The sequence below is a fragment of the Lachnotalea glycerini genome (genome assembly GCF_003201285.1).
GTDB classification, from domain to species: Bacteria; Bacillota; Clostridia; order Lachnospirales; family Lachnospiraceae; genus Lachnotalea; species Lachnotalea glycerini.
Genome location: NZ_QICS01000003.1, coordinates 368,811 through 386,053, shown reverse-complemented (window position 1 = coordinate 386,053; position 17,243 = coordinate 368,811). Strand labels below are relative to the sequence as shown.

The 17,243-nt window shown below is 34.4% G+C and carries 16 protein-coding genes and 1 riboswitch; of the genes, 15 read left to right on the top strand and 1 reads right to left on the bottom strand.

The annotated features are described in order from the left end of the window. Positions 1–35: 35 nt before the first annotated feature. The 3 genes from C8E03_RS09195 (at position 36) to C8E03_RS09185 (ending at position 5,381) form a co-directional block, all read left to right on the top strand. On the top strand, positions 36–1,736 hold the full coding sequence (locus tag C8E03_RS09195) for a CehA/McbA family metallohydrolase (RefSeq protein WP_110290876.1): 1,701 nt from the start codon (positions 36–38) through the stop codon (positions 1,734–1,736). Between the two features lie 198 nt (positions 1,737–1,934). Continuing rightward, a complete protein-coding gene (gene bglB, locus C8E03_RS09190) occupies positions 1,935–3,044 on the top strand; it encodes a beta-galactosidase BglB (RefSeq protein ID WP_094377384.1) in 1,110 nt (369 codons plus the stop codon). 204 nt (positions 3,045–3,248) lie between these two features. Further along, complete coding sequence (locus C8E03_RS09185) at positions 3,249–5,381, top strand: glycoside hydrolase family 95 protein (protein ID WP_094377385.1); 2,133 nt, start codon at positions 3,249–3,251, stop codon at positions 5,379–5,381. A gap of 137 nt (positions 5,382–5,518) precedes the next feature. Here C8E03_RS09185 and C8E03_RS09180 read toward each other — a convergent pair whose 3' ends face one another. Continuing rightward, the gene (locus C8E03_RS09180; RefSeq protein WP_094377386.1) at positions 5,519–6,586 is read right to left on the bottom strand and encodes an HD-GYP domain-containing protein; all 1,068 of its coding nucleotides are present in this window, start codon (positions 6,584–6,586) and stop codon (positions 5,519–5,521) included. Between the two features lie 221 nt (positions 6,587–6,807). Continuing rightward, positions 6,808–6,910: riboswitch (SAM riboswitch) on the top strand. A 90-nt stretch (positions 6,911–7,000) separates the two neighbouring features. Here C8E03_RS09180 and metK point away from each other — a divergent pair. The 12 genes from metK to atpD all read left to right on the top strand — a co-directional run bounded on the left by metK (position 7,001) and on the right by atpD (position 17,231). Then, positions 7,001–8,188, top strand: coding sequence for a methionine adenosyltransferase (gene metK, locus C8E03_RS09175; RefSeq protein ID WP_110290875.1), 1,188 nt, complete (start codon positions 7,001–7,003; stop codon positions 8,186–8,188). Positions 8,189–8,757: 569 nt separating this feature from the next. Further along, the gene (locus C8E03_RS09170; RefSeq protein ID WP_094377388.1) at positions 8,758–9,246 is read left to right on the top strand and encodes a hypothetical protein; all 489 of its coding nucleotides are present in this window, start codon (positions 8,758–8,760) and stop codon (positions 9,244–9,246) included. Positions 9,247–9,396: 150 nt separating this feature from the next. Continuing rightward, complete coding sequence (locus C8E03_RS09165) at positions 9,397–10,281, top strand: ComEC/Rec2 family competence protein (protein ID WP_110290874.1); 885 nt, start codon at positions 9,397–9,399, stop codon at positions 10,279–10,281. 209 nt (positions 10,282–10,490) lie between these two features. Then, positions 10,491–10,709, top strand: coding sequence for an AtpZ/AtpI family protein (locus tag C8E03_RS09160; RefSeq protein WP_094377390.1), 219 nt, complete (start codon positions 10,491–10,493; stop codon positions 10,707–10,709). Between the two features lie 3 nt (positions 10,710–10,712). Next, a complete protein-coding gene (locus tag C8E03_RS09155; RefSeq protein WP_094377391.1) occupies positions 10,713–11,111 on the top strand; it encodes a hypothetical protein in 399 nt (132 codons plus the stop codon). 13 nt (positions 11,112–11,124) lie between these two features. After that, the gene (gene atpB, locus C8E03_RS09150) at positions 11,125–11,859 is read left to right on the top strand and encodes a F0F1 ATP synthase subunit A (RefSeq protein WP_094377407.1); all 735 of its coding nucleotides are present in this window, start codon (positions 11,125–11,127) and stop codon (positions 11,857–11,859) included. 25 nt (positions 11,860–11,884) lie between these two features. Next, on the top strand, positions 11,885–12,151 hold the full coding sequence (gene atpE, locus C8E03_RS09145; protein ID WP_094377392.1) for an ATP synthase F0 subunit C: 267 nt from the start codon (positions 11,885–11,887) through the stop codon (positions 12,149–12,151). 72 nt (positions 12,152–12,223) lie between these two features. Then, positions 12,224–12,739: a F0F1 ATP synthase subunit B gene (atpF, locus tag C8E03_RS09140; protein ID WP_094377393.1), complete on the top strand. Its 516-nt coding sequence runs from the start codon at positions 12,224–12,226 to the stop codon at positions 12,737–12,739. Continuing rightward, positions 12,727–13,272, top strand: coding sequence for an ATP synthase F1 subunit delta (atpH, locus tag C8E03_RS09135; protein ID WP_110290873.1), 546 nt, complete (start codon positions 12,727–12,729; stop codon positions 13,270–13,272). Before atpF ends, atpH begins: the two co-directional genes overlap by 13 nt. An 89-nt stretch (positions 13,273–13,361) precedes the next feature. Next, complete coding sequence (gene atpA, locus C8E03_RS09130) at positions 13,362–14,867, top strand: F0F1 ATP synthase subunit alpha (RefSeq protein ID WP_094377395.1); 1,506 nt, start codon at positions 13,362–13,364, stop codon at positions 14,865–14,867. An 80-nt stretch (positions 14,868–14,947) separates the two neighbouring features. Then, the gene (atpG, locus tag C8E03_RS09125) at positions 14,948–15,814 is read left to right on the top strand and encodes an ATP synthase F1 subunit gamma (RefSeq protein ID WP_094377396.1); all 867 of its coding nucleotides are present in this window, start codon (positions 14,948–14,950) and stop codon (positions 15,812–15,814) included. 25 nt (positions 15,815–15,839) lie between these two features. Continuing rightward, positions 15,840–17,231: a F0F1 ATP synthase subunit beta gene (atpD, locus tag C8E03_RS09120; RefSeq protein WP_094377397.1), complete on the top strand. Its 1,392-nt coding sequence runs from the start codon at positions 15,840–15,842 to the stop codon at positions 17,229–17,231. The last annotated feature ends 12 nt before the right edge of the window (positions 17,232–17,243 follow it).

The following is a 17,243-nucleotide window of genomic DNA, read 5'->3' as shown; positions in this document are numbered from 1 at the left end:
CAGTATTTGTAGAATACTGTGAAGGAGGAAATGCAATGTCAAAAGAAAAAAAATTTTTAACTATTGCTATGGATATGGCATACAGCAGGATGTATCACGAAAATATGGTTCAACAAGTAAAGATGGACACAGTAAAATTAAATGAACTAATATTATGGTTAGAAGAATATTGCAGTCATAAAAAACTATTTTATTCCTCAAATAAGCATTTGAACCAAATGGGAACAGTAGACATTTTAGTTGTGGATGATAAAGAAAGAGGAACCGTTTCACAGGTGAAGCTTTTTCCAATAGAAGATAGTACAGAGCATGATAAAAGTATCAAATGCAAGATAAATATGATACGTGAGATTACAGATTATAATGGTAAAGCTAGTATAAAATTGCCAACTGGTTTTTATTTTGTTGAAATCTCAAAGGGATCGGAATACGAAATAATACAAGGCAGGCTTGAAATATGCGAAAACAAGACAACAGAGATTTCCTTTTGTTTAGTTCCAATTGTAGAATTGAAAAAATTAGGATGGTATGCAGGCGATTTACATCATCACAGCATATACAGCAGTCCCGTTTACCAAGGTACCGATCCAGTTGTAGAAACTCCGAATGAGGTCTGCCGTTCTATGATGGCAGTGGGAGTATCCTATGGAGCGTTGAGCGATCATCATAATGTTTTAAACCACCCTGAATGGGAACAAACGATAACTAAAGATTTTATTCCGATTTTGTCAAAAGAGATATCCACTTCAAATGGTCATGTTATGGCAATGGGAGTGAAAGAAGATATTATTTATGAAATACCAAAAGAAGAACGAGACGATGTTCACTTACGTCAGGAATTTATAAGAATTACCAATCAAATTAAAGAACTGGGAGGTTTGCCCCAAGTGAATCATCCATGCGAGCACAGCAAATCAATTTCTTGGAATCCTGCTTATAATGATATGCTTTCAATTTTTCAAACTATGGAAATATGGAATGGATCCAATCCAATGGTCGAAGGTACCACAAATGGTAAAGCATTCAATTTGTGGCTTCGACTTCTTGTAGAAGGAAAATATATTCCGGCTACAACGGGGAGTGATACGCACAATATCAGGGCAAATGATTATCATTTTATTTTTAATAAGATTATGTGGCTGAGAGAAAAAATAAAAAACTCAGAAATAGATATACCGGAACCACTAAAGCCCCAAATAGATTTTTATATGGAACTAATGAATCATGAAATGGTGCTTTTTGAAAAATGGGCTCAAACCAATCTAGGCAGTGCTGGAGTACGTACCTACGTTCAGGTAGAGGGAGAGTTGAATTCAGATAAGATATTGGATGCCTTGAGAAAAGGTCATAGTTTTTTAACAAATGGTCCGATACTAATTCCACAGATCAATGGAAGGAGTTCAGGTAATATGGTTTATATCAGTGAAAATTATATTGATATAGATGTGATGCTGATTGCAAACAAACCACTAAAATGGCTCTATATCTATACAAATGAAATAGATGACTTAAAAAACAATAACAGACCGTGCAACGAATATATAATAGGGAAAGAGTGTGCCGGTATTCATATTCAGAGAATCCAACTTGATATGCCAGAGACAGCAACAAATAAATTTGACTACAGTCAAAAAATAGCACAGATACCTATAAAGGGAGTAAAATGGATGTTTTTTATTGCAAAACAAGATTGTACTAACATGGCTATCACAAATCCCATATTTTTTAATAATTAAAATTTAATCAAACTATTTACGTATAAACTCATATAAAAGCAATATATGCAATAAAAAATGACATATTAGTCAAAAAACACGTAGTTATTGGCTGACTAAATTGATATACTAACAAATAAATTAGAGAAATTTAAAGCTCAAATATATAATTTCAGATCATAAAAATGTAGTGTAGCAGATAAGAAAGGAACAATTTTAATGTTTAACATAAACGACCGTAAAAATTGCATAGAATTAAAATTGAATGCTTTAGTAAATAATTTTCAGAAAGTATTATATGAAGATGATACTAACTTTTTATTAAATATGAAAAGTAATAATCTTGCTGGAGATGACATCAGTAAATATCAATTTTGGGAATGGACACAAGGAGTTGGATTATTTGGGCTGTGGAAGTTTTTTGAAAAGACCAAAGATATTAAATATCTTGATATGCTCTTGAAATACTATGATGAACGCATTGAAACAGGGCTTCCATCGAAAAATATTAATACCTGTGCACCAATGCTGACATTATCTTATCTTGCAGAATTTACGAAGAATGACTTATACTTTGAACTTTGCAAAGAATGGGCAGAGTGGATTATGACAGAACTTCCCAAGACAAAAGAAGGTGGATTTCAGCATTTAACATCGGATACGTTAAACGAACAGGAATTGTGGGATGATACATTAGTCATGGCGGTTTTGTTTCTTGCAAACTATGGAAGAATTGTGAATAATCAGTCTTACATGGAAGAAGCAAAATATCAATTTATGCTACACATAAAATACTTAACAGATAAAAAAACAGGTCTTTGGTTTCATGGTTGGTCGTTTCAGGGAAATCATAATTTTACAAATGCGTTATGGGGAAGAGGTAATTGTTGGGTCACAGTAGCCATTCCTGAACTTTTGAACATGATTTCCTGTGAGGCCAGCACACACAGATTTCTATTAGAGGCGTTTAAAGCACAGGCAAAAGCGTTGAAACATTATCAGGAAGATACAGGCATGTGGCATACTCTGATTGATGACAAAACATCCTATGTTGAAACCAGTGCTACCTGTGGGTTTGCTTATGGTATTTTACGAGCGGTTCATTTGGGATACTTGCCGGAATCATATCATGATTGTGCCTATAAAGCTCTTAGCCCGGTACTAAAGTATATCACAGATGATGGTATAGTAAATCAGGTTTCATATGGAACGGCTATGGGCAGAGAATCAATACAATTTTATAAAAATATTGAGATTAAATCCATGCCTTATGGACAGGCTCTGGCAATCCTATTTCTGCTTGAAATATTGGAAGATGAAAAGGCTTAAAAGCAAGCATACGTGAATTGACAAATGAATAAAAAGTAGATAATAGGATTATTTTTGTAATGAACACAGGTGAATAATCTAGAAGTTTATGATATGATAATTCATAAATGGTTAGTACTGGGAAGTGAAAATATTACGGTTATTTTACTGCAAAATTATTGTGTTAAAGAGTAATAACCGGACAGAACTTATAGGAGAATTCATATGAGACTATTTTATACAAAGCCTGCAACGAAATGGGAAGAAACTTTGCCTGTCGGCAATGGAAGCTTAGGTGCGATGATATGGGGAGGAACTACGCTTGAAAAAATCGGATTAAATGAAGAAAGTTTATGGTCTGGTTATTATCATGATAAAAATAACCCCAATGCTGCGAATTATTTACAAGACGTCAGAGATCTTATCCAAAATGGAGAATATGTAAAAGCGGAAGAATTAATCAGAGACAATATGCTTGGTGAATACAATGAATCTTATTTACCACTTGGTAATCTTAAGTTTCAATTCGAACACAATGAGGAAATAGATGACTATAAACGTTCTCTGGATTTACAAAATTCGATTGCCCATGTATCATATAAAGCAGATGAAATATTTTATACAAGAGAATATTTTGCAAGCTATCCAACAAAAGCAATATTAATAAAATTTACTTGTGATAAACCTAAGCTGAATCTATCGATCTCGTTTGAATCAGAACTTAAGAGTCAGATTTCTTATACGAAAGATGGCATTAACATAAGTGGTCAATGTCCAGAACATGTTGATCCTAATTATGTGGATAGTATTCAACCAGTGATTCAAGGAAACAGAGGAATACTTTTTGATGCTGGTTTAAAGATTCTTTATTCAGATGGAAAAATTACTCAAACACAAGATTCTTTACAGATAAGCGGAGCTTATACAGCTATTTTAGCTTTTGAGGCTATAAGGCCAATGGACTTAAATTCTTGTAACGATTATGAAGAATTAAAAAAAATTCACTGTAAAGACTATAAAGCAATTTTTAATAAGGTTGAATTATATCTGGGCAAACAGTTAGATATACCGACAGATGAGCGCCTTTGCAGACTACGTAATGGTGAAAGTGATAATGGTTTATATGCTTTATACTTTCAATACGGTAGATATTTGCTTATTAGTTCTTCGAGAGAAGGCAGCCTGCCTGCAAATTTACAGGGGATTTGGAGTTGGAAATTCAGAGCTTCATGGAGCTGTAATTGGACGACAAATATAAACACACAGATGAACTATTGGCTGGCACAAAGCTGCAACCTACAGGAATGTCTTTCTCCCTACTTTGAATTTTTAAAGAAAATATGTAAAGAAGGAAAAACAACAGCAAGAGTACATTATAAATGTAGAGGATTTGTTCATCATCACAATGCCGATTATTGGTGTAATACTAACCCTGTTGGGTTGGCCTACGGACAGGAAAGAGGCGAAGAAAATTGTGTTACCTGGTCATTTTGGCCAATGGGAGGCGGATGGCTAACAAGTGAACTGTTTAAACATTATGAATATAATCCTGACAAGAAATTTCTTCGTGAAACGGCTTATCCTATTTTAAAAGAAGCCGCATTATTTTTTGTTGACTGGGTTTATCAATACAATGGCTATTATGTGACTTGTCCGTCCACATCACCGGAAAATCGCTTTAAAACAAAAGACGGATTGACCAGTTGTGTCGCTATGTCTACGACTATGGATCTTGCTATCATTAGGGAAGTATTTAAAAACTTCAAAAAGACATGTGATATTTTGGAAATTAATGATGAAATATTAGACAGTGTGGAAGAAAAGCTATCACTTCTTGCTCCTTTTCAAATAGGAAGCAGAGGGCAGCTTCTTGAATGGCATGAGGAATTTGAAGAAAGTGAACCGGGACATCGTCATGTTTCCCATTTATATGGATTATTTCCTTCGGAGCTTTTTGCAGACCAGGAAGAATTAATCAAAGCATGTCGTATTTCCCTAGAGGAGCGGCTGAAAAATGGCGGGGGTCATACAGGGTGGAGTTGTGCTTGGATTCTTAACTTATTTGCAGTTCTTGAGGATTGTGATAATACCTATGCATTTTTAAAAACATTACTTACTCGATCTACTTATGATAATTTATGGGATGCGCACCCACCTTTTCAGATTGATGGAAATTTCGGTGGGACAGCAGGAATTGCTAATATGCTTGTACAAGATCGAAATGGCTGTTTAAAAATCCTTCCGGCTTTACCAAAGGAGTTCGAAAATGGATATGTAAAAGGACTTCGTATTAAAAATGGAAAAACGATTGATATTCAATGGGCGGATGGGAAATTAAAAGATTATCAGATCTATTAATATGAATAAAATGTAAGCTATATTTTAAACATCAAGTAATGTATACAAAGATTATATGTATTACGAAACCAATAAGTAGACCACCGATGCAACATCGGTGGTTTTAACTATGTACACCAAAAGCTATAATTTACAAGTTACAATATTTTCATGATGTATAGATCAGGTTCCGCTGACAAGTCAATAAAACCAGTTGCTGTTTTAATCACGGGCTTAGATAAATATAATCGGTTAATCATAATGATTGTTCCGGTTTCACCGTTATTTAATAAAATATCATTGTTCATATAAGTATTTACAATTCGTTCAAGAAATGGAAGTAAAAATCTTGGTTCGAATTTTCTTAAGCCTTCCGATTCAAATATATGTATCACATCAAATGGGCACAACGGACCTCGATATATTCTGGCAGATGTCATTGCATCATAAACATCGGCAATTGCAACAATTTTAGCAAAATCGTCAATTTCATTTGAAACCAGACGACTGGGATAACCTGAACCATCACAGCGTTCATGGTGCATTAAAGCCGCATTTTTAATTCTTTCATCAAGATCTTCTCCCTTAAGAAGATTATATCCCTGAAAAGGATGGGTTTTAATAATTTCATATTCTGTAACGGAAAGCCGACTCGGTTTCTTTAAAATATTATCCGGCATCATAATTTTACCGGTATCATGAAGAAGCCCTGCAAGTGTTAAAACTTCCGTATCTTCCTTTGAAAATCCAAGCCATTTTCCCATGATATTGCATATAATACCTACACTCATTGAGTGATGATAGGTAACATCGTCATATTCACGCATATTATGAAGCATGTCAAAAACACCAATCGAAGTTAAATTACTGGAAAAAATATTTAGAGTATTCGTTAATAAGGAATAAGTATCAATCGGAGTAATACGATTAATGACTGTGTTAATCGAATTTTGAAAATACTCAACATTTTCAAAAAAGATTTCTCTGAATTTTTTGAATTCAAGACTATTGTCTATTTTCTCACGGTACAAAGAAACAGGTTTGGTTGCCACCTGTTCGGTATCATCTACGACAGTTATTTCTTCAATTGCATAAAATTCTAGTCTTATTATCATTTTGTCGGTAAGTTTTAAGTTTTCCGGAAGTATCAACTGTCCGCTTATTGTGTATACATTTTCAGCAGTAATCATACCAGGGATTAAATCTTTGGTAAGTACTCTTTTCATAAAAATCCACCCTTCATATAGATTTAACAGAACTTTTAATTACAGTATATGAATTATGCATTATATTGTCAATTGAATTGGTACTATCTTCACAGATAAATATTTAATGATAATATTTATTAAATTATTTGGAAGCTATTGACGAAAAAAGCAAATTGGTGTATTGTAAATCTGTAATTATAGTTATATCAAGTTAAGAAAATTCAATATTGTAATTTTTTCTCTTATTCAGAGTGATGGAGATACAAAGGATCTGTGAAGTCACGGCAACCCCTCTTTAATTTAGGAAGGTGCCAACCTGAGCGAGTAGTCGAACAATAAGGGGATTTGATTAATTTGACTTCAAATCCGTTTAGACGGATTTTTTTTTATTCATTTTATGACATGTATGTAATCATACAGAATGGAGGATCTATGGAGAAATTATTATTTACATCAGAATCAGTAACAGAAGGCCATCCTGATAAAATCTGTGATCAGGTGTCCGACGCAATTTTGGATGCATTGTTAGAACAGGATCCAATGAGCCGTGTGGCATGTGAGACTTGTACCAATACAGGCTTTGTATTAGTTATGGGAGAGATTACCTCAAACGCAAATGTGGATTATGAAGCAATTGTAAGAAAGACTGTAAATGAAATTGGATATGACAATCTTGAGTATGGATTTGACGCAAACAAGTGTGAGGTGCTTGTAAGACTTGACAAACAGTCAACAGACATTGCTATGGGTGTTGATAAGGCCTTAGAGGCAAAAGAAAACAAGATGACCGAATCCGAAATCGATGCAATTGGTGCAGGAGATCAGGGGATGATGTTTGGATTTGCTTCCAATGAGACAGAAGAATATATGCCATACCCTATTGCGTTGGCACATAAACTGGCATTACAGCTTACCAAGGTTCGTAAAGATGGTACATTAAAATATTTAAGACCGGATGGTAAGACACAAGTTTCGGTTGAGTATGACGAAAATGGAAAACCGATTCATCTAGACGCAGTTGTATTATCCACTCAACATGACCCTGAGGTAACACAGGAACAAATACATGCAGATATTAAGAAATATGTTTTTGACCCGATTTTACCTAAGGATTTTATTGATGACAAAACTAATTATTATATAAATCCTACTGGACGGTTTGTAATTGGCGGACCAAATGGAGACAGTGGATTAACAGGACGTAAGATAATCGTAGATACTTATGGCGGATATGCGAGACATGGCGGCGGAGCATTTTCAGGAAAAGATTGCACAAAGGTTGACCGCTCAGCAGCTTATGCAGCCCGTTATGTTGCAAAAAATATTGTTGCAGCCGGCATTGCTGATAAATGTGAGATTCAATTATCTTATGCAATTGGTGTTGCTCATCCAATGTCAATTATGATTGATACTTTTGAAACAGGTAAGCTTTCTAATGAAAAGCTTGTTGAAATTGTAAGAGAAAACTTTGATTTACGTCCGGCAGGAATTATTCAGATGCTTAATCTTAGAAGACCAATTTATAAACAGACGGCAGCTTATGGACACTTTGGAAGAATCGATCTTGATTTACCTTGGGAAAAATTGGATAAAGTCGAAGAGTTAAAAAAATATTTATAATAATTAGGAAGTAATTATAAGACCATATGCATGCTTTTGTGTATATGGTCTTATCTGTGTGCGTGTTTACTAATAAATTAATCTTTTTTGTTGTAAGGATAATTGATTACTAAAATCAATGTTAAATTGCAGAAAACGTTATGGCTATAATACTAGAAATATTATATACTGAGAATATAACAAATTTCATATAATAATAATTCTCTTATTATTAGAATGTCATCATTGTTACACAATAAAATGGTTATATTTAATTGGGGAGAGGTTATATGATTAATTAGGTTTTTAAAAGCTTTTTCATATTTAATAGGTAGAGTTATTGATTTGTTGTATTAAAAAAGAATAAGGAATCATGTTTATTTCGACATAATATGTTGCAAACTCAATTGAATGTCTATATAATTAGACTAAAGGCGGCTGCTTTCATTTTACTAATTTATAAGCAGCTTTTGAGCAATATGTGACAGCAACGAAATAATTATATTCAGTATATCTAAACTATTATAACTATATTAATTTAGTAATCTTTCGTTAACTTTAAAAATGCAAAAGAAGAGGTGGTAGTAGTTATGAATAATAAAGAAAGTATCCAAGATAACACTTCATATGATAATGTGCATAATTATTATATTGATTTTATTCCAAAGAAAATAGAAAACAGACAGTATAAAGAGATTAAACAATTCTTTTTAAACAATTATCTGGATAACTATGCGGAAAAGATTATCAGCATTTTAATGAAATTAACGGTATATTTCAATCTGAGTATGTTTTTAACTGAGTTTCCTTTGGAATTGGATTCACAAGAAAGCAAAGAATATTCACAATTAGTAGGGACAGATTTGTATAGTCTGACTATAGAGGAGTGGACAAGGATTGTTAATTTTGTAATATTAGAAGACATCTCTTCGCTGCAAATACTATCCAAGCAGCCTCGGTTCTTAATCAGTATTAATGGTAAATTTTCTAATGAACTTTGCCGAATCCCAGAAAATAAAGTTGAATTAATTAAAGAAATTGTTGAAACAGAAGGCCTTTATCTGTTAAAAAGAGAATAATTACTCTTAAAATTATTAATTTTGTCACATACTGTTCAAAAAAGTAATGTATAATAGAACAAATAATGACATGAGTCCTAAATTGATATAGTTTAATAGTTTTAATAAATAGAGAGAAAGGTAATGTAGTAAAGTTAAAGGAGAATTATTATGGGAAAACAGCCGAAGAAAATTATTATTTTGGAAATAGTAGTATTAGCTATCTTACTTACGGTTTTTGGAATTGGACGTTATCGTAAGACGATAAATCAGGAAAGTGATTCACAGCAGACAGTGAATGAAGATGCGAATAAAGTATGGGAACCGATAGATGTTACTTTTTTTGATGTTGGAAAGGGAGACTGCATATTAATAGAAACGTCAGAAGGTGCCATTATGATAGATACAGGTTATGATGAGAATGGAGAAGATCTTGTCGGCTGGTTAAAAGAGAGAGAAATTGACACCTTAGCCTATTTGATATTGACTCATCCGGATAAGGATCACATTGGTGGAGCCGATACGGTAATCAATGAATTAAATGTTGAGAATATTATTGAGACGAATTGTGAAGTAAACAATGATGATTATATACAATATAAGGAGGCGGCTGCCAGCAAAGGACTTAGTATTTTAACATTGACTGAAGAAAAGGAGCTCTCCATTGGCGGGGCACAATTAACGATATATCCACCTTTAAGCAAAACCTTTGAAGGTCAAAATGATTATTCACTTGTCATTAAAATGATATTTGGAGAAACGGATTTCTTATTCGCCGGAGATGCAACAGAGGCAAGAATTGAAGAATTATTAAAACAAATTCCAAACATACAAAGCATGCTTTTAAAGGTACCTTATCATGGAAGGTTAATGGAAAATTCGGAAGAATTTTTAGAAGCAGTTTCACCAAAATATAGTATTATTACATGTAATAAGAAAAAAGAATACAAAGATGTTATGAAAATGTTAACAGAACTAAACTCGGAAGTATTTATTACAAAAGACGGAGATATTACAGTAAATAGTGACGGGAAAGAAATGACCGTTAGTCAGTAAACGCTGGAATTGCAAGCATTGCGAATGTACTATGTTATTACAAGACAAATTAAACTATTCAGTATGATTGAGATATTTTGTTAAAATGATTACAATAAAATGTTAAAAATATATTAATATTGTCTCAAATAGTCAGGAATTTGTAGACAATATATGATTTAATGGTATAATATTAACATGTTATTATTATGTTGAAGGGAGCGCCATGGATGAAATATAGGAAAAGCGTGTATAAAACATTGGCATTAATTACGCAACTAGGTATTAGCATGTTGGTTCCTATTTTTTTATGCACTTTTTTGGGCGTTTATCTGGAAGATAAGTTTTCAATTTCTGTTTTTGTTCCTTTACTAATATTGGGAATACTGGCAGGAGGCAGAAATACATATATTCTTGCTAAGAATGCAAGTAAAGACGACAAGGAGTAATTTATGTTTAAAAGGTTTCCTGCTATTGTTAAAGAACTTTTGCTGATTATTGGAATATATGGTTTATTGGCAGAAGTAATTGTAATTATAGTTACTCAGGATAAAATATTTTATTCTGTTGGATTAATTATTGGAATATTTCTCGCATTTTTTATGTGTGTCCATATGCATATTTCTATAGAGGATGCAATTGATTTTGGAGAAGCTGGAGCACAAAAACATATCAGTAAAACTTATGGATTTCGTACACTTGTGGTTATAATTACACTTTGTATTTTATGCTATTTTAACACAGGTAGCATCATTACCGCTATCATTGGTATTATGGGATTGAAAGTAGCGGCTTATTTACAGCCGTTTACTCATAAAATTTTACAAAAATATATAAGTAAAGGAAGGTGAGAGTATGATAGATATGGGAGCCAGTTCAAGCAGTTTTTTGTTGGCTGAAGCCAACGTAGACTTTATGATTCATGGTTTACTAAAATATCACTTATTTGGTCAGGAATTATGGCTAACCACAACACATGTTGGTATGTTTTTGGTTTCGATTGTATTAATGATTTTTGCGGTTGCAGTTAATAGGAAAATTAAAAAAGCTAATGCTAAAGACACGCCGGGAACCTTACAAAATATTGCTGAACTGGTGGTAGAAATGCTTGATAAGATGGTTGATGGAATTATGGGAGCCAGAGGTAGAAAGTTTGCAAACTATATTTTAACGCTATTTTTATTTATACTATTTTGCAACTTATCAGGACTACTGGGACTAAGGCCGCCTACAGCTGATTATGGCGTTACATTCGGATTGGGAATAATTACATTTTGTATGATTCAATTTATCAATATTAAGGATAACAAAATAGGAGCTTTTACAGGACTTTTTAAACCATTACCATTTTTGTTTCCTATTAACCTGATTGGTGAAATTGCAACCCCGTTTTCATTATCACTACGTCTTTTTGGTAATATTTTATCAGGGACTGTTTTAATGGCATTGATATATGGATTATTGCCTATTTTTATTACATTGGGTATTCCATCAATGCTTCACATTTATTTTGATATTTTTTCAGGAGTAATTCAAACATATGTATTTTGTATGTTAACAATGGTATTTGTCACAGATAAAATGGCATCAGAAGAATAATAGTAAATTTAAGGAGGAAATTATTATGACACAAATTACGAACGAAGGTTTAATTTTAGCTTGCTCAGCAATTGGAGCGGGATTGGCAATGATCGCTGGTATCGGACCTGGTATTGGACAGGGACATGCGGCAGGACATGCGGCATCAGCAGTAGGAAGAAATCCAGGTGCAAAGTCTGATATTACATCAACAATGCTTTTAGGACAGGCAGTAGCTGAAACAACAGGTCTTTACGGACTAGCTATCGCAATTATTCTATTATTTGCAAATCCATTACTTGGAAAACTTTAATTTTTGTTGTGCAATGTATAATACAATAGATAGTTCTATTGATGCAAATATTAGATGAAAGGAGGCTGAACCTTGGAACGATTATTTAATCTGGATCCTCAATTATTAGCTGATGTAGCTGTACTGGGTGTTAATATTTTTATTCTTTTTATATTTCTTTCATACATGCTGTTTAATCCTGTTAGAAAGCTTTTGCAAGAACGAAAGAATAAGGTTAGAAACGATCAGGATATTGCGGCTAAGGAAAAAGAAGATGCAATTGCTTTAAAAGAAATGTATGACGCAAAGCTAAAAGATATTAATAAGGAAGCAGAGACTATATTAAGCGATGCACGTAAGCAGGCTTTAAGGAATGAGGCAAAAATTATTGACGAAGCTAAATTAGAGGCGGGCAAAATCATAGAGCGTGCCAATAACGAGGTAGAATTAGAAAAGAAACGTGTTGTGGATGAAATGAAAAAAGAAATGATTGTCATTGCTTCCTTAATGGCAAGCAAGGTTGTAGCTAACGCAATTGATGTAAAAGTACATGATACTTTGATTGATGAAACAATAAAAGAGATGGGTGATAATACATGGCTAAGCTAGTTGCAAAAACATATGGTGATGCATTGTTTGAACTGGCACTTGAGGAAGATAAGGTAGATGTTTTTGTGAAAGAAACAAATGGGATTCTTCAGGTTCTTCAGGAAAATGCGGAATTGCACAAGCTAATGAATCACCCTAAGATTACTAAGGAAGAAAAAAACAATGTTATGGAAGAGATTTTTAAGGGAAGAATCAGTGAAGAGTTAACCGGCTTTATTCATATTATTGTGACGAAGGACAGATATAACGAAATTACATATATATTTGAATATTTCCTTGATAAAGTTAAGGAGTATAAAAACATTGGTTTGGCTTATGTTTCAGCTGCAGTAGAGCTGAATGAAACACAGAAAAAGGAGCTAATGAATAGACTTCTTCAAATCACCAAATACAAGCAGATTGATATTGTATATTCTGTTGATACGGCTTTGATTGGTGGAATGGTAATTCGAATCGGAGACAGAGTCATAGATAGCAGTATCAGAACAAAGCTCTATGAGATGTCTAAAAACTTATCTAAAATACAACTATAAGACTTGACTAGAGGAACTTGTGAAGATTTCACGGTTTTCGCTATGTCAGGGACATTGACAATTATAAGGAAAGAAGGTGCACTGGCTCCATGAATTTAAGACCGGAGGAGATAAGTTCAGTTATTAAAGAACAAATTAAAAGATATGCCGCTCAGCTTGAAGTATCCGATGTTGGTACAGTTATTCAGGTTGCAGATGGTATTGCACGTATACATGGCCTTGAAAATGCAATGCAGGGGGAGCTTCTTGAATTTCCCGGAGAAATTTACGGTATGGTATTGAACCTTGAAGAGGATAATGTTGGTGCGGTATTACTTGGTGATACCAGTAACATTAATGAAGGTGATACGGTAAAAACAACAGGACGTGTAGTAGAGGTTCCGGTTGGAGATGCATTAATAGGACGTGTTGTAAATGCACTAGGACAAGCAATTGATGGGAAAGGACCGATACAGTCCGATAAATTCCGTCAGATTGAAAGAGTTGCGTCAGGAGTAATTTCCAGAAAATCTGTAGACACTCCATTACAAACAGGTATTAAGGCAATTGATTCAATGATTCCAATTGGAAGAGGACAACGTGAGTTAATTATCGGTGACAGACAGACCGGTAAAACAGCAATTGCAATCGATACAATCATTAATCAAAAAGGTCAGGGTGTAAAGTGTATCTATGTAGCAATTGGGCAGAAATCTTCTACTGTTGCAACCATTGTAAAAACATTAGAAGAGTATGGCGCTATGGATTATACAACTATAGTAGCTGCTACAGCAAGTGAGCTGGCACCATTACAATATATAGCTCCATATTCAGGTTGTGCAATTGGTGAAGAGTGGATGGAGAAGGGTCAGGATGTATTGGTAATCTATGATGATTTATCAAAGCATGCTACTGCATACCGTACACTTTCATTGCTGCTTAGAAGACCACCAGGCCGTGAAGCATACCCTGGAGATGTATTCTATTTACATTCCAGATTATTAGAGCGTGCAGCCAGATTATCAGATGAGTTGGGAGGAGGTTCCTTAACCGCTTTACCTATCATTGAAACACAGGCGGGTGACGTTTCTGCTTATATTCCTACTAACGTAATATCAATTACAGATGGTCAGATTTATCTTGAGACAGAAATGTTTAATGCAGGTTTTAGACCGGCTGTTAATGCAGGGTTATCGGTATCTCGAGTGGGAGGTGCAGCTCAGATTAAAGCCATAAAGAAAATTGCAGCTCCTATTCGTGTTGAATTGGCACAGTATAGAGAACTGGCAGCATTCTCTCAGTTTGGATCAGAGCTAGATGCAGATACAAAAGAAAAATTGTCTCAGGGTGAACGTATTAAAGAAGTATTAAAGCAACCTCAGTATAAACCTATGCCAGTTGAATATCAGGTTATTATTATTTATGCTGTTACCAAGAAATTATTAATCGATGTGGCCGTTGAAGAAATTCTAAGATTTGAAACTGAGTTATTTGAGTTTATTTCATCTAAATATCCAAATATTCCAGAGGATATTAAAACGACAAAGCAAATGTCTGATGACACAGAACAAGCGCTTATTGCAGCAATTAACGAATTCAAGCTGAATTTCAAATAAGATAGGAAACATGTGAAAGATCAAACTTTCATATCTACTATTATGTGCAAAAAACGCATAAGAAAGAAAGGTGAACGATCATGGCATCAATGAGAGATATTAAAAGACGTAAAGTCAGTATTCAGAGTACTCAGCAGATTACTAAGGCCATGAAGCTTGTTTCTACCGTAAAGCTGCAAAAAGCAAAAACTCGTGCGGAACAGTCAAAGACTTATTTTGATTATATGTATAAAACGGTTACATCTATGCTTGCAAAGTCAGGTAATATTAATCATCCATATCTAGTTGCAGGAGAGTCGAAGAAGAAAGCAGTTATTGCTATTACTTCTAACCGAGGCCTTGCGGGTGGATATAATGCAAATGTTACCAAACTGATTACAAACAGTGATATACCTAAGGAAGACGCATACATCTATGCGATTGGACGAAAAGGTAAAGATTTTCTTGCAAGAAGAGGCTATGAGATAAAGACAGATTACTCTGATGTTATTAATGAGCCGATTTATAAGGATGCAGCAGAAATAAGTAAAGAAGTCCTAAATCAATTTGCAAAAGGAGAAATAGGAGAAATTTACTTAGCATATACATCATTCAAAAATACAGTAAGCCATATACCAACCTTAATGAAACTCTTACCAGTAGAGATGAATGAGGAAAGTAATAACGAAGTGACGACAACGGATAAGCTTACCATGATGAATTATGAACCAGAGGAAGAGGAAGCTTTAAATATGATTATTCCTAAATATATCACTAGTTTGATATATGGTGCGTTAGTCGAGGCTGTTGCAAGTGAGAATGGTGCAAGAATGCAGGCGATGGATTCTGCAACAAGCAATGCTGAAGAAATGATAAGTGACTTATCATTGAAATATAATAGAGCGCGTCAAGGCTCAATTACACAAGAATTAACAGAAATCATAGCCGGTGCCAATGCTATCAGCTAGGCCGGTAAAAGGAGTGAGAGAGAAAATGGCAGATAAAAATATTGGTAAAATCACTCAGATTATAGGTGCGGTACTTGACGTTAAATTTAGTGGAGGAAAACTTCCTGAAATTAATGAAGCAATTAATGTTCCGATTAAAACAGGAACATTGGTTATTGAAGTAGCACAGCATTTGGGAGATGATACAGTAAGATGTATTGCCATGGGTCCTACAGACGGTTTGGTCAGAGGAATGGCTGCTGAGTCAACCGGAGCACCAATATCTGTACCCGTAGGTGAAAATACATTAGGACGTATGTTCAACGTATTAGGTAATCCAATTGATAATAAGCCTAATCCAGAGGTAGAACAATATTTACCAATCCATAGGAAAGCACCAAAGTTTGAGGAACAATCAACTTCAACCGAAGTATTGGAAACTGGTATAAAAGTAGTTGATTTATTGTGTCCTTATCAAAAAGGTGGAAAAATTGGACTATTTGGTGGAGCTGGTGTTGGTAAAACAGTATTGATTCAAGAATTGATTAGAAATATTGCTACGGAGCATGGTGGATATTCTGTATTTACTGGAGTTGGTGAAAGAACAAGAGAAGGAAATGACCTTTATTATGAAATGAAAGAATCAGGAGTTCTCAGTAAAACAACGATGGTATTTGGACAGATGAATGAACCGCCGGGAGCAAGAATGAGAGTTGGTTTAACGGGACTTACAATGGCAGAGTATTTCCGTGATAAAGGTGGAAAGGATGTGTTATTATTCATTGATAATATCTTCCGTTTCACGCAAGCAGGTTCTGAAGTTTCAGCGCTGCTTGGCCGTATGCCATCAGCCGTAGGTTATCAGCCAACCTTACAGACTGAGATGGGAGCGTTACAGGAACGTATTACATCTACAAAAGATGGTTCAATTACATCCGTTCAAGCGGTATATGTACCTGCGGATGACTTAACTGACCCAGCTCCGGCAACTACATTTGCACATTTGGATGCAACCACTGTTTTATCACGTTCCATCGTAGAGCTTGGTATTTATCCAGCAGTAGATCCATTAGAGTCTACATCAAGAATACTTGATCCTCGTATCGTTGGAGAAGAGCATTATAAGGTAGCTCGTGGTGTTCAGGAGATTCTTCAAAGATATAAAGAATTGCAGGATATTATTGCAATTCTTGGTATGGATGAGCTTTCTGAGGAAGAAAAGATTGTTGTAGCAAGAGCTAGAAAAGTACAAAGATTTTTATCACAGCCTTTCTTCGTAGCAGGACAGTTTACAGGATTAGAGGGTAAATATGTACCGTTGAATGAAACGATACAAGGTTTTAAAGAAATACTTGACGGTAAGCATGATGATGTTCCGGAAAGTTATTTCCTCAATGCCGGTAATATTGATGATGTTTTAACCCGCTGCAAGAAGTAAGGGGTGAAATAA

Coding starts and splice junctions, on each gene's coding strand:
- C8E03_RS09195 (WP_110290876.1), top strand. CDS start 36: ATGTCAAAAGAAAAAAAATTTTTAACTATTGCTATGGATATGGCATAC.
- bglB (WP_094377384.1), top strand. CDS start 1,935: ATGTTTAACATAAACGACCGTAAAAATTGCATAGAATTAAAATTGAAT.
- C8E03_RS09185 (WP_094377385.1), top strand. CDS start 3,249: ATGAGACTATTTTATACAAAGCCTGCAACGAAATGGGAAGAAACTTTG.
- C8E03_RS09180 (WP_094377386.1), bottom strand. CDS start 6,586: ATGAAAAGAGTACTTACCAAAGATTTAATCCCTGGTATGATTACTGCT.
- metK (WP_110290875.1), top strand. CDS start 7,001: ATGGAGAAATTATTATTTACATCAGAATCAGTAACAGAAGGCCATCCT.
- C8E03_RS09170 (WP_094377388.1), top strand. CDS start 8,758: ATGAATAATAAAGAAAGTATCCAAGATAACACTTCATATGATAATGTG.
- C8E03_RS09165 (WP_110290874.1), top strand. CDS start 9,397: ATGGGAAAACAGCCGAAGAAAATTATTATTTTGGAAATAGTAGTATTA.
- C8E03_RS09160 (WP_094377390.1), top strand. CDS start 10,491: ATGAAATATAGGAAAAGCGTGTATAAAACATTGGCATTAATTACGCAA.
- C8E03_RS09155 (WP_094377391.1), top strand. CDS start 10,713: ATGTTTAAAAGGTTTCCTGCTATTGTTAAAGAACTTTTGCTGATTATT.
- atpB (WP_094377407.1), top strand. CDS start 11,125: ATGGGAGCCAGTTCAAGCAGTTTTTTGTTGGCTGAAGCCAACGTAGAC.
- atpE (WP_094377392.1), top strand. CDS start 11,885: ATGACACAAATTACGAACGAAGGTTTAATTTTAGCTTGCTCAGCAATT.
- atpH (WP_110290873.1), top strand. CDS start 12,727: ATGGCTAAGCTAGTTGCAAAAACATATGGTGATGCATTGTTTGAACTG.
- atpA (WP_094377395.1), top strand. CDS start 13,362: ATGAATTTAAGACCGGAGGAGATAAGTTCAGTTATTAAAGAACAAATT.
- atpG (WP_094377396.1), top strand. CDS start 14,948: ATGGCATCAATGAGAGATATTAAAAGACGTAAAGTCAGTATTCAGAGT.
- atpD (WP_094377397.1), top strand. CDS start 15,840: ATGGCAGATAAAAATATTGGTAAAATCACTCAGATTATAGGTGCGGTA.